This is a genomic window from Stenomitos rutilans, assembly GCF_059505485.1.
The window spans coordinates 1-13,620 of sequence record NZ_JCACKR010000085.1; the positions used below are offsets into that span (position 1 = coordinate 1).

The following is a 13,620-nucleotide window of genomic DNA, read 5'->3' on the forward strand; positions in this document are numbered from 1 at the left end:
CAGTGCTTTATTGGACACTCTTCTCCCTTAACTCCCTGAATTACCTATTGAGCCTAAATTGTTTGGCTAAGCGTACTTCTGGTTCAGTGCGGGTGCGATCGTGGCTCAAGGCTTGTACCTGCTTGAGCAGGGTGGCGCACTCGTCTTCAGGCAGGGGTGTTTGCACCGTCCAGGCACCGTCCTGGTAACTGGCAGCAAAGAGCCGGTTACCATCATTCGCTTCCAGATTGATGGCTAGTATTTCACCAGCTTTCTCAACAAATAAAAGCTGTTCACCCACATCAATCATCTGGCTGTCAGCTTCTGTTCCAACAGGATGATTCAATGCTGCTAATTCAACTAGAGATTCAGCAACAGCCCTTTGCTCCAAGGATGCCGCTTTGACAGGTGCTTGATGGTTAGCTGATGTTTGTGTAGCCGCCCTCCAAGCTTCAGCTTCTACTTTTGGCTCTGATTGAACAGAAGATTGAGGTGCATAAACAGTGGCTTCCAGAGTTTCTAAACGCTGTTCCAAACCATCAATCGCTTTAACCATCTGGTTGAGATAGCGCTCAAGCTGATCCAGTTTCTGGTTAATGTCTGCTTCAGGATTGAGTTTGAGGGGTGGCAATGGCTTGTGGTCAGGATCAAGGTCATGCCCCAGACGATGGATGCGATCGCCGACCTGGTTGGTCACACTGCTGAGAACCTCTTCTTCATTTGCTTTGTCATTCGTACTGGGTTGAACGGGCGATCGCAACTCAGTTAACCGTTCTCCCAGATCATGCACCCGTTCATTTTGGTGCTGTAAGGCTTCGAGAATCGCTTGCAGGCGCTGCTCCTGCCCTTTGCGCTTGGCTTCTTCCAGGATGTCTGCCAGTTGTTGCAACCCTAAACCACTGATGGCAACACCGAGAGTAGCCAGTTGAGTAATCAATCCTGACTCATTTAAGCCATTCAGTTCAGAGCCTATGTTGGCAGTCTGTCTGGCGGAGTCAGCCACCTTTTCCATCGGGTGTTGTCGGTAGCCATAGCGATCGCCTTTTTGAGGTTTGGCAGGCTTTGAGCTTGCTTGTCTTTTGTCCTGGGCAGCCTGTGGATTTCTCTGGAGGTTTCTCTGGGGGCGCTGTTGGGGAGCAAAAGCCAGGTCATCATCAAGGTCATCAAGGTTCATGGAAGTATCCAGATCATTGGCAAGATCCAAATCACCAAACTCATCATTGAACTCTAATTCAGTTTCAATCACCTCCTCGAAGTCTGCTTCAGTTTGGGAGTCAAACCCCAGATGTTCAGCCAGTGTAGAGGGTGTATAGTCATAGGTTTCGGCACCTGCTTTGATTGCCAGATGCTTGCCGCTGATGGTTTTGCCGGGGTCAGCTTGCAGGTAGAAGCGGAACCCACGCATAGCACCATCAATCTCACATAGTTCCATCCCAATGGGATGTTTGCTGGTTGCCTGACTATGACCTTCAACCAGATCCTTCAGGTCTTCAAAGGAGTTGACGGCTCCAGTTTGGCTGGCGATGGTGATGGCTTCATCTACTTTCCTGGCAATATGGGCGATCGCCTTTGGATTGGTTAAATATGTCTTTTGGCTACGTTTACCAGAAGTGCCAGAACGTTGATAGTTCATAACGGTTGTCACTGCTTTCTATAGCGACCCAAGTTAGGAACCGATCTGAATTAGTTTCATACTCCTTTGGTTAGAGATCATCGCATAGCTAACAGAGCCGAATTTATGCCTAAGCCATAGCTAAATCATTGCTGCTGGCGAATAGCGACAATATGCCACTGTTCTAATGAAGGGAAAGAAGCCCACTAATTTCCAGAGCCGGAGCAGGATGCGAATTGCTGCTCACTTTAATCAAGTTTTGGGATTAGCTGGCGATCATTCTCTTTCACAGTTAGTTTGTGACAAACTTTAAGCAGAGATTTAAGCCCTGCCCACCATCAAGGCGGTTAGGGAAACCTCGTCCACTTGATTGACCGTACCAGCACATAGCCCTCTTCTTACGCACCTTTTGAACCTATGCGCCCCCGTCAGGAACTCACTGAGATTTTCTCGACCTTTATGCAGTTTGAAGCAGAGCGTTTCAGCCGATGGGCAACGGATAGCAGGTTACGCCAAAGCATGCAGAATTGCCTGAAGCAATCATCCAGCATCCCAGTTTCAAAGCATTTCTGGGCATTATCCTGGCATAAGAACTGGCAAGACCAGACGACGACTTTAGCCGCTAAACACCTTTCAGCGTATTTGCAGGAACCTTGCTACTGGGCTGCTCAGGAAACACTCAGAAAATTCGCCCTTCTTCAGCACGGACTCTCTGACTATTTCCAGCTCGCGATCGCCGATATCGATCTGATTTTAAAGGGTTTCAAGCCTGAACGCGGCTCCAGTCTGTCTGTTTATGCCAAACTTGCCTTCTCTACCCGCCTGCGAGATCTTCTACGCCAACGTCGAGAAATCGATGGAGTTGCAACCTGGACGTTACTTCGCAGGCGGGTTAGCAAGAAAGGGTTAATCGACGCGTTGCACCATGCTGGGTTAGCTTCTACAGAGATCGATCAATATTGGCTTGCCTGGGTTTGCTTCAAAGCTGTTTACACACCGATGCAGGAAGGCATCAAACGCTTACCAGAACCTGATCGCTTACTGTGGGAAGCTGCTGCTAACCTCTACAACACCGAGCGGCAGCACCAATTAGCAGTACTGGGTCCACCCTGTAGCCCAGAAATAATCGAACAATGGATGAGAAAGGCAGCAAGCTATATGCGTAGCTATCTTTATCCACCGATCACTTCTTTGAACCTTGTTAATCAGGAGGGGCAGGAAACAGACCTGCCTGATCCTCAAACAGTGTCAGGTCTGGACGTAATGCTTTCAGAGGAAGACCTAGAAAACCGCTTCAACCAACGACAGCAAGTGTTTAGTCTGCTGTCGACGACTATTGAGCAGTTCGACCCGCAGATGCAAGATGTGCTCCGCCGCTACTATCAGCAAAACCAAACTCAGCAACAGATTGCCGCTGAACTCAACACCAGCCAGCCAACTGTGGTAAGGCGCTTAAGCAGAGCCAGGGATGCCCTCCTCACTACATTGGTGATATGGAGTCGAGATGAGATGAATATTTCCCCGACTCCAGACCTAGTAAAAGACAGAGGGACAGCTTTAGAAGAATGGCTTCGGCTTAGATATGCAGAACAACCCTCTTCTGAAGAAAACGCAGAGGAAAATGACCTATGAGCTTCACATTTACAGAACCAACTGAATGGTGGTTGGAGGTGGCTCCAACCCGTGCAGAGTGGCAACAGAACCAACATCATTCCACCTTAAATCGGAGCTGGGCAGCTTATACCAACCTGCTTTGTTTGACCGCAATTCTGAGCTGGATCAAAACTGAGTATGCGCCTAACGCGAGCAGCTTATCGCGTGCAGCGTTGGACTCACATTGGGAGTTTGTCGATGGCTTTACGATTACGGCGGGAACCGTTCGACTTGCCATGATACCTACCGATGAAACTGCTGGAAATGAGCTGGATGTTCCCCAAGAATGGGTGGATATTCCTAGTTGGGCGGCAGACTATTATCTGGCAACCCAGGTTGATGTGGATACCAACACAGTTCGAGTATGGGGCTACACCACGCATCAGGAGCTAAAAACGCAGAGTCGGTATGATTCGGGCGATCGCACCTACTGCTTCAATGCCGAAGACTTAACGAGGGATTTGAGTACCCTATGGGTAACGATCCAGTTTTGCCAAGACGCACAGACAAAAGCTGAAGTTGCGCCCCTTGCCGAACTGTCTAATGCCCAAGCGGGTAATCTGATTCAACGCCTGGGCGATGCATCTGTTGTCTTTCCCAGGCTAGCAGTGCCGTTTACGCTTTGGGGTGCGCTGATTGAAAACGAGGCATGGCGGCAGCGCTTATATCAGCAGCGGCTCACTGGTAAGCTCCAGATCCGTTTGAGCGATTGGTTACAGGGCAGGTTTACATCTGTCTGGCAACCAATGGCAGCGGTGTTGTCGCCACAACAGGTTGAAACGGCATGGGGCGCTGCCGCAAGAGGGCGGAGTGAAAATCGGCTAACGGATCAGTCGCGTAATGCTGTGTTTGATATCAGTCGAGTCAAAGTTTTGGACTTTGGCAACCCACCGAACAATGACCAGGTGGCTCTGCTGGTAGGAGTTTCTGCTCTGGATGAGACGGACGTGTCGGTTGGGATTAAGATCAGTCCGGTAGGCGATCGCCTCCAGCTGCCGGGTGCCGTTCAAGTACGCTTGCTCGATGAGCGTGGCAATGAGGTTGGACAAGCAAGCGCCGCCATTACTGAGACAATTCAGCTTCAGTTCAGCGGTCAGCCAGGGGAACGCTTCAGCGTGGAAGTTACCTGCGATGACCAGTGTGTCACCGAGACCTTTGAAATTTAGTCAGGGTGCCATCAATGAGTAAACGAGCGGTGCTAAGGCTGGATGGCAGATTAGAAGAGGGCTGTCGGGTCACGCTAGAGGTAGGGGAAGAAGGCAGTCTTCATTCGGCGGAAGAAGATGGACGCTTGCCGCCTGCGCCAGAACTTATCCAATGTCTGGAGGAGTGGCAACAGAGCTATCCATTTTTAGAAGGGACACGCATCAAGCTGGGGAACATTACGGTTCGACCTGGGGTCGCGACGCAGGCGGAGGACTGTCGCCAAAAGGCAAAAAAGCTACAAAAGCAGCTGAAAGCCTGGTTAGGGTCTGGTTCGTTTCATGTGATTGACACTCAACTGCGGGAAGCGGTTAATCGAGATGACCTGATTCGAGTGGTGCTGCGTTGCCAGGATCGGCGGTTACATCTGCTGCCCTGGCATACATGGGATTTTATTGACCGTTACCACGCGGAAGTGGCGTTTAGTTTGCCCACTCGTAAGTCCGACCAACTGGGCAAGTCGTTGAAAGCTAGAAAGAAGGTGCGAATCCTCGCCATTCTCGGAGATAGCGACGGCATTGATACGAACGTTGATCGCTCCATACTTGAAACCCTGCCAGATGCGGAGGTGGTGTTTCTAGTTGAGCCACTGCGCCAACAACTCAACGAGCAGCTTTGGGAGCAACCGTGGGATATTCTGTTTTTTGCGGGACATAGCCAGACTAAAGACTGTGAAGGGCGCATTTTTATCAATGCGAATGATAGCCTGACGATCGATGATCTTAGATTTGCCTTAAAGCGGGCGATCGCGCGTGGGTTACAGTTGGCAATCTTTAATTCCTGCGACGGCTTGGGATTAGTGTATGAACTGGAACAGTTGGGGATACCGCAATTGGTGGTAATGCGGCAACCTGTGCCCGATCGTGTGGCTCATGATTTTTTGAAGTATTTGCTGGCTGGACTGGTCAAGGGTCAGCGGTTCTATTTGGCGGTGCGGGAAGCGAGGGAAAAGCTTCAGAGCCTAGAAGACTGCTATCCCTGTGCATCCTGGTTGCCAGTTATTTTCCAAAATCCAAATCAACCCCCATTGACCTGGCAGAGCTTACGCTTCAGGAGAGAGGAGGGGTTGGAGGAGCACACTCGTAAAGGGAGGGCTTCGTCATCGCGAAATTTCGAGCTAATTCCAACTCAGCAAAAATCCCGTAGAGATCTGCTCATTGTTTGTCTAATTAGTGTTGTGATCAGTAGTTTTGTTTTGGGAGCGCGGTGGCATGGCAAGCTACAATCCTGGGAGCTTCAAGCATTTGATCTCCTGATGCAACAGCGTCCAGTTGAAAAACCAGATGACCGAATTTTAGTCATTCGAGCAACTGAGGAAGATTTGCAGAGACTAAAAGAGCCAACGTTGTCAGATCGCACTATCCTCCAGCTTTTAGAACAACTAAAGCCTTATCAACCACGAGCGATCGGGCTGGATATTTTTCGAGATCAACCTCAAGGAAAAGGACATGCTGAACTCCTAAAGCATTTGCAGCAAACCGATAACATTTTTGCGATTTGCTTTGGAGCGATGAATGATCCAACGAAACCGAGACATTATCCTCCAGCGCAGGTGCCAGCTGAGCGCATTGGCTTTTCGGATAATGTTTTCGATCCAGGCGATCGTGTAATTCGTCGTCATATGCTCCGAGCAATGCCCGCTCCAGCATCTCCGTGTCAAACACAGTCTGCGCTGAGCCTGTCCTTAGCTCTCCGTTATCTGAAACCTCAAGGAATTAACCTGGGATATAACTCAAAGAATCAATATTTAACACTGGGTCAGGCGGCTTTAATGCCCGTACAAGCCCACATTGGCGGCTATCATCAGCTAGATGCAACAAAAGATTTGGGAGGAGACCAAATACTCTTAAACTATCGCTCTTATCACAATATTGAAGATATTGTTTCACAAACAACTCTACTGACAATCCTAAATGTCTTAAAGAATACAGACAAGAGCTACACAGAGTATTTCAAAGACAAAATTGTGCTAATTGGGTACGACGATCGCAAAAGCGATTACCACAAAACTCCTCATGGAATGCTGTCTGGCGTCTTCATTCACGCGCACATGGTCAGCCAGCTTCTAAGTGCTGCCCTTAAGGAACGATCACTCCTGTGGTGGTTGCCCTGGTGGGGGGATGCCCTTTGGGTTTTAACTTGGGGATTGGTAGGAGGGATGGTGACTTGGTGGTTCAGGTTACCATCCCTCCTGGGATTGGCTGAGTTTGTCATGCTGAGTGCATTGTACGGACTCTGCTATTTTTTCTTTATTCAAGGTGGCTGGTTGCCACTGGTTCCGTCAATGTTTGTTCTACTACTAACAAGCGGTAGCGTCCTAGTTTACAGAATGCTGCAAGCTCAACGATATTCATCACGATAGGAGTTCGAGACATGACTCGGATACAGCCAATTCTTGTACTAACCGTAGTACTGTGCAGCTCGTTTAACGGCTCATATCTAGCACAAGCGAAACAAGCGCAATTAAGCGGATCGAAACGACCACCCATGGATCAAAAAGTGGCTCAGAATATAGCACAAGTACCACCTCCGACTAGTCCGCCTACAAATGTTGAGTCTGGAGGCAAAGCAGGCGAAGGTTGTCGAGCAGTCCGCGTTCCCCTTACAGCGTTAGCACCGCTGGGCAAGTCCACTACCGGGAGCACAGTGGTTTGGGGCTTGACGGATGCTGAATATCCGACCCTCTGGTTTCACATTCCTTACCAGCTTACGGCTAACCAACCTGGAGAGTTTCAGCTACAGGATGAACAGGGTAAGCAAATCTATGCCAAGCCAGTCACCGTTGTGGATGTATCAACTGGAGTGGTTGGGTTGCAGTTGTCGAAGTCGCTTCAGGTGAACAAAAACTATTTGTGGACGTTTACAGTGCGTTGCGATCGCGAAGATCCTTCCAAAGACCTGTTCGTGAGGGGCTGGATACAGCGTACTAAACTCAGCGCTAACCTTGCGGCTCAGTTGAAGAAAGCAAAACCAAGGGATCGTGCCAAGCTCTACATCAAGGAAAACATTCAGTTTGAGGCGTTGACGGTTCTTGGAGATCTACGGCGATCGAATCCCAGCGATGCTGAAATTGCGGCTGACTGGCGTGCTTTATTAACATCATTGGGATTCGAGCAGGTTGCGGCAAAACCTGTCGTTGAGATTAGGCCTCTGAAGGAATAAAATAACAGCAACCCGTTCGGTTTCCAGCCGCTTTATAAAGTTCTCTGTTCAACTTCACTGGCATAGAGGGAGTTTGCATGGCAAGACGCATCAGCTTGTTGGCGATCGCGCTAGTTTCGGCATGGAGTGTCAAGGTTGGCTACGGGCAGGCGCAGTCAATTACACCAGCACCGGATGGAACGGGCACGATCATCGCTCCAAATGGCAACCGACTTGACATCAGTGGAGGGCAGCTTTCTAGAGACCAGGCGAATTTGTTTCATAGCTTTACCCAGTTTGGGCTAAACCAACAGCAGATTGCCAATTTTCTCTCGAATCCTGCGACTCGAAATATTTTGGGACGAGTGGTGGGTGGCAATCCATCTGTGATCAATGGTTTGATTCAGGTGACAGGCAGCAATGCCAATCTGTACTTAATGAATCCGGCAGGGTTTGTGTTTGGTGCAAACGCCAGCTTAAATGTACCCGGTTCGTTCTTAGCAACCACTGCTAACGGAATTGGGCTCGGAGATCGCTGGTTTAATGCACTGGGTTCTAATGACTATGCATCTCTGATTGGAACGCCGGGTTCTTTTGCGTTCACGATGGGTCAGCCTGGAGCGATCATCAATGCAGGCAATTTAGCAGTAGGACAAGGCAAAGATTTATCTTTGCTAGGAGGAACGGTTGTCAACACCGGGCAACTTTCTGCGCCAGGAGGGCAAATTACGATCGCGGCAATTCCGGGTGAAAACCTGGTGCGGATCAGCCAACCGGGAAATCCGCTGAGTTTGGAGATTGAGCCGCTAGTAGCAGGTAGCAATCAACCACAAAACTGGAATTTGCCGATTGATGCGCTACCGCGCTTATTGACGGTCGGTAGTGCAGGCATCAATACAGGGCTGGCGGCAAGTAATGATGGAACGGTTCAACTAGCTAGTTCTAACACGAGTATTTCGGCTGAGGCAGGGGTAGCAATTGCTTCTGGCAAGATTGATGCATCATCGCAATCGCACATTGGAGGAACGATCAATGTTCTAGGCGATCGTGTCGGGCTACTCTCTACCAATCTCAATGTCTCTGGAGTCACTGGTGGCGGCTCTATTCGGATTGGGGGTGATTACCAGGGAAAAGGTAGTGTCCCCAATGCATCTCAAACGTTTGTTAGTAAGGATTCTGCTATTTATGCAGATGCATTGCAAACAGGTAGTGGGGGAAGAGTTATCGTCTGGGCAGACAACACGACTCGTTTTTATGGCAGCATCTCAGCACATGGTGGAATTATCAGCGGAGATGGAGGATTCTCAGAAGTATCTGGGAAAAACCAGCTTGATTTCAAAGGGTTAGCAGATTTACGAGCCGTGAACGGTAGGCAGGGGACTTTATTACTTGATCCAACAGATATCACTATTAGTGCAGCACCAACAACAGGCACTGTGACTGGTGGCGCTATTTTTCAGGATGCTGCTACAACGCCCTCAAATATCTCAAATACAGATTTACAAAACCAATTAGCCTTGAGTAATGTCACTGTAACCACAGCTTCAGGATTGGCAGGGTTGGGGGATATTACGGTAAATGCACCAATTGCCTGGAATACTCGTTCTAGCTTGACCCTACTTGCAAATCGAAACATTACTGTTAACCCTGGTGCGAACATTACGACAAATGGAGGCAATGTTACTCTCACCGCTGATGCTGATAATGCGGGCGGTGGTTCGCTTAACATCACTGGTAGCATCATCACAACCAACGGCGGTAATTTTACAGCAAGTGGTAAAGGGCTAAATACCATTGCTAACAGTGATGGAATTACTTTGAATGCAAGCACTATCAATACTAGGGATGGCAGTATTACTCTGACGGGCGTAGGAGGAACTGCCACTAATCCAGACGGAACTGTGAATGCAAACAATGGAATTGCTATCAATCCAGATACCATTCTCGAAGCAGTTGATAACGGTTCGATTACGTTGGTTGGTACAGGTGGTACGGGCGCAAACAGGAGTATTGGAATTTCCACCAGGGCACGATCGCAGATCACTACACAAAACGGAAGTATCCAGCTTACTGGTCGAGGAGGTGGAGATGGTACAGGCGATTTTAATGTAGGAGTTTATTTGGGACTCAACGCTGAAGGTAACTCGATTCGGTCTAGTGGCAGCGGTTCTGTCAGTATACAAGGGACTTCTGGAACTGGTCTTTCAGGAAATACAGGTACTTTACTTTACTTTTCCACCATCAATGTAGTAGATGGAGATATTACGCTCAGGGGGATCTCAAATGGTACAGAGGGTTTTAACACAGGAATTTCAATTCAGAGTAGTGCGGTTACAACCACGAGTATAATACCTGGAAAAGGAAACATTACGCTACAGGGGAAAGGTAGTAGTTTTGCAGCGGGAGCACAAAATGGAGGTATTGAAATTAGTGGTGTACTCGCTGGTCTTCCGGCAATAATTGCTGCGGAGGGAACTGGAAACATTGAAGTTGAAGGGATTGGCGGAGTTAGTTCTGCCAATGGCGGTGGTTTCGGGTTGGGCAGAGACAGCACTCTTAGTTCAAAGGATGGCTCTATTAGGATTCGTGGAGTGGGGGGAACTGGAAGTCCTAGTCCAGGAATTAATCTTAGCAGTGACATTCAAAGAGTTAATCAAAGAATTATATCAACGGGTAAAGGCAGTATTTTTCTAGAGGGAATCGCTGGAACTGAAGGAATCAGTCCTGGAATTACTGTTGGAGGTTTCCTATCCAATGGGGCTACGATTGAAGCGACTGGAAGTGGCAATATCACCTTGAAGGGTACAGGGACGCAGGGAGCGCAAGGTATTGACTTACGTGGGAAGGGCTCAATCGTTCCAAATAGCAACAGCGTTATAGATCTAACTGGCAATATCACTTTTACGGAACCTGTCAACTTCAATGTTGCAAGATTCAACCACACAGGCGGAACGTTATCCACGACGGGAGACTTTCCTTTCACACTTCAAGCAAATCAAATAACAGTTGGGAATATTACCAATCCGGGGCAGCCAATTACCCTTACTAGTAATGGCAATATCGCAGTTGGTCAGCTTGACACAAGTGCTACAACGGGCAGTGCTGGAGCCATCACACTCAATGCTGGTGGTAATATTACCCTTGGTGCCAATATATTTGCAACTAGCACCTTGGGGAATGGAGGAGACGTTACGCTGTTCTCTACTAATGGCAGTGTCATCACCAATGGTACTTCCATCTCTACTGCTTCTACAAGTGCTACCAATTCGAGCAATGGTGGAGCCGTTACAGTCAGAGCCGGTAACGGCAGTGTTGCGGTTTTTGATCAAATATCGACTTATTCTCAATCAACAGGTTCTGGTACCGCTCAAAATGCTGGAAATATCTTTATTGAGTCTCGCAACGGCAATATCTCTGCTGATCGCTTAGATGCCAGATCTATCGCCGCTTTTGGTAGTTCTGGTAACGGCGGCAATATTACCCTGAACGCACCTGAGGGCAACATCGCCGTGAGTTCCCTCCAGTCTCTTTCCGAAGCTAATTCTCCTAGTGCAGCCAATCCGAGTCAGGCAGGCAATGGGGGTTCAATTTCATTAAACGCTGACTCCACAAACGGGATCATTAACCTGTTATTTAGACCGCCTAATACTTTGATCCGATCGTACAGTCGAGTATTGGGGACAGGGGGTTCGGCTGGCAGAGGGGGAGATATAAGGTTTACTGCGGGAGAAATAGCGTTAGAAACAAGTTTAGCTGCCTCTGATTCAACCTTTCCTGCACCCGGTGGACAAGTTACTCTAACGGCTAGTAAAAGCATTACTCTGAATATCAACAATACCGTTTCCGAAGCTCGTATCAATACTAGCAATAACAACATTGCTCTCAATAGTGGTGCCATTATTCTAAGAGGAGACACAACCTTTAATAGCCCAGTCACCTTACAAGCCAATACTATTGATACCAGGGGCGGTACGATCAACGGCATCGGTAATGCCACAATTGCCCTGCTCGCCAACCAAAACATTATTACAAGCGACATTATTAATCCGGGTCGAGGGATCAGCCTTAATGCCAGGACAGGGGCAATTAGTACCGGAAATCTGAACTCTAGTTCCACGGTAGGAGATGGTGGTGCTATTACTCTGATTGCTCGTACCAATGTGACAACGGGTTTGTTAGATTCTAGTTCTACCCTTGGCAAGGGCGGCGATGTGTTCATTGACCCGATTAGGGATGTGCAGGTATTTGGCATCAATACTCAGGGTGGTACAGTAGGCGGCAATGTAGACATCACCACGGGTAGATTCTTCCGCGCTATTGGTTCCTTTGTCGATCGCAACAACCTCCTTGCCAGCATCTCTACCGCAGGTGGGCAAGGTGGCGGGGCTATCACCATTCGTCATGGTGGTGGATTCTCCTTCACTCCCTTTGTTGTTGGCAGTGCCGCTCGAAACGGTACAGCTGAAGCCATCACTACTGGAGCAAACAGCATTCTTCCCCCACGTTCTTTCCAAGGCAGCTACATCCAAGACAATATTCGCATCATCACTACGCCCCCACAAGTTACCTGCGAAGCCTCCACCTGCCAACAACCTAACAGGACGGGCAATTCCCCAGCAACTGGTAAAGACGACCTTGCAGCGATCAATTACAGTCCCGATTCGGACTTTACTTCACAGTATGTGCAGTATTTGGGAGAACTCCCGAATAAGCCTCGCAGTGTCTCCGTGGCAGACATCCAGAGCGAACTTCGCCAAATCACAGCCAAAACTGGCGTAAAGCCTGCTGTCATCTACATCAGCTTCACTGCCGCAGGTAACTCACCAGCGTCATCTCCTAACCAAGCAAAACAAATCCAAGCCTCACGCGATGCAGAAGTCCTCTGGCAATTTAACTCTCAAGGATTGCCGCTTAATGGGGTTGCCGACAATCAAGCTCAACCAACGTCGAAGCGTCAACCCAGCGATCAGTTAGAACTGGTGGTTGTTACCGCTAAAGGTAATGTTGTTCGTCGGCAGTTTCGGGAGGTTACGCGATTTCAAGTAGGAGAAGTCGCCGAGAAGTTTCTGAAAGCTGTCAAAACCGCTACAGATGACTCTTCTTATAAAACTCATGGTGCTGAACTCTACCAGTGGCTCATCACTCCCTTAGAAGAGGAGCTAGACGCTCAAGGAATTAACAATCTGATTTTTATTGCAGACATTCAGGTGCGCTCTATTCCCTTTGCGGCCCTCTACAACAAACAGCCTAAGCAGGGAAACCCGTTTCATCTAGTTGAAAAGTACAGCATCGGTTTGATGCCTAGCTTTAGCCTGACTGATACTCGTTATAAACCAATCCAAGACGCTCAACTATTGGCAATGGGCACAGCAACTTTTGAAAGGCAAGACCCACTGCCGTTTGCATTGCTTGGGATAGAAATCGTTACAAGAGATCTGTGGGCTGGCAAACCACTTATAAATCAGGATTTTACTCCCAGTAACCTGAAGACGCAGCGGTTAAAAGAGCGCTATGGCATTGTTCACTTAGCCACTCATGCAAAGTTTGAAGCAGCGCGACTGAACGAAGCTTACATCCAATTTTGGCGAGACAATCAGCTCAAGCTCGATCAGGTGCAGTCAGCAGGACTCAGTGATCCTCCTGTTAGCCTGCTAATTCTCAGTGCATGCGAGACAGCTGTCCCGGATGAAAGAGCTGAACTGGGCTTTGCAGGGCTAGCGGCTAAAGCGGGCGTTCAGTCAGCTTTAGCAAGTCTCTGGACAGTGGGAGATATGCCAAGTTTTGCACTGACAACCGAATTCTACAGGCAGCTGAGAGCAGCACCGATTAAGGCACAAGCGCTTCAGCAAGCACAAATTGCTATGTTAAAAGGCGATGTCAAGATTGAGAACAAGCAGTTGGTCTTACCAGGAAGGATACCAATTCCTCTCAACCTGCCGAGCGGGAAGGTACCTGAGACACAACAACTCTTCCAGCACCCCTATAACTGGGCGAGCTTTACGATGGTTGGTAGTCCCTGGTAAGAGTAGGTG

At 48.7% G+C, this 13,620-nt stretch carries 6 protein-coding genes; 5 read left to right on the top strand and 1 reads right to left on the bottom strand.

Annotation, left to right across the window (positions count from 1 at the left end; translation table 11 throughout):
* Window positions 1-40: 40 nt before the first annotated feature.
* Window positions 41-1,612, bottom strand: coding sequence for a hypothetical protein (locus tag AC5JLP_RS15200; RefSeq protein ID WP_496068767.1), 1,572 nt, complete (start codon window positions 1,610-1,612; stop codon window positions 41-43).
* Window positions 1,613-2,008: 396 nt separating this feature from the next.
* Here AC5JLP_RS15200 and AC5JLP_RS15205 point away from each other — a divergent pair, with 396 nt between their 5' ends.
* From AC5JLP_RS15205 to AC5JLP_RS15225, 5 genes are all read left to right on the top strand, one after another.
* Window positions 2,009-3,223, top strand: coding sequence for a sigma-70 family RNA polymerase sigma factor (locus tag AC5JLP_RS15205; protein ID WP_496068768.1), 1,215 nt, complete (start codon window positions 2,009-2,011; stop codon window positions 3,221-3,223).
* On the top strand, window positions 3,220-4,410 hold the full coding sequence (locus tag AC5JLP_RS15210) for a DUF1822 family protein (RefSeq protein ID WP_496068769.1): 1,191 nt from the start codon (window positions 3,220-3,222) through the stop codon (window positions 4,408-4,410). Before AC5JLP_RS15205 ends, AC5JLP_RS15210 begins: the two co-directional genes overlap by 4 nt.
* Window positions 4,411-4,424: 14 nt before the next feature.
* Window positions 4,425-6,809 carry a CHASE2 domain-containing protein gene (locus AC5JLP_RS15215; RefSeq protein ID WP_496068770.1) on the top strand — a complete coding sequence of 795 codons (2,385 nt, stop codon included), beginning with the start codon at window positions 4,425-4,427 and terminating at the stop codon, window positions 6,807-6,809.
* A gap of 125 nt (window positions 6,810-6,934) precedes the next feature.
* The gene (locus tag AC5JLP_RS15220) at window positions 6,935-7,609 is read left to right on the top strand and encodes a DUF928 domain-containing protein (protein ID WP_496068771.1); all 675 of its coding nucleotides are present in this window, start codon (window positions 6,935-6,937) and stop codon (window positions 7,607-7,609) included.
* Window positions 7,610-7,686: 77 nt separating this feature from the next.
* Window positions 7,687-13,611 (top strand): CHAT domain-containing protein, encoded by a 5,925-nt coding sequence (locus AC5JLP_RS15225; protein WP_496068772.1) that lies wholly within the window; start codon window positions 7,687-7,689, stop codon window positions 13,609-13,611.
* Window positions 13,612-13,620: the final 9 nt, after the last annotated feature.

What these genes read in the sequence shown, in the direction of transcription:
- AC5JLP_RS15200 (WP_496068767.1), bottom strand. Translation starts at nt 1,612, where the DNA reads ATGAACTATCAACGTTCTGGCACTTCTGGTAAACGTAGCCAAAAGACA.
- AC5JLP_RS15205 (WP_496068768.1), top strand. Translation starts at nt 2,009, where the DNA reads ATGCGCCCCCGTCAGGAACTCACTGAGATTTTCTCGACCTTTATGCAG.
- AC5JLP_RS15210 (WP_496068769.1), top strand. Translation starts at nt 3,220, where the DNA reads ATGAGCTTCACATTTACAGAACCAACTGAATGGTGGTTGGAGGTGGCT.
- AC5JLP_RS15215 (WP_496068770.1), top strand. Translation starts at nt 4,425, where the DNA reads ATGAGTAAACGAGCGGTGCTAAGGCTGGATGGCAGATTAGAAGAGGGC.
- AC5JLP_RS15220 (WP_496068771.1), top strand. Translation starts at nt 6,935, where the DNA reads ATGGATCAAAAAGTGGCTCAGAATATAGCACAAGTACCACCTCCGACT.
- AC5JLP_RS15225 (WP_496068772.1), top strand. Translation starts at nt 7,687, where the DNA reads ATGGCAAGACGCATCAGCTTGTTGGCGATCGCGCTAGTTTCGGCATGG.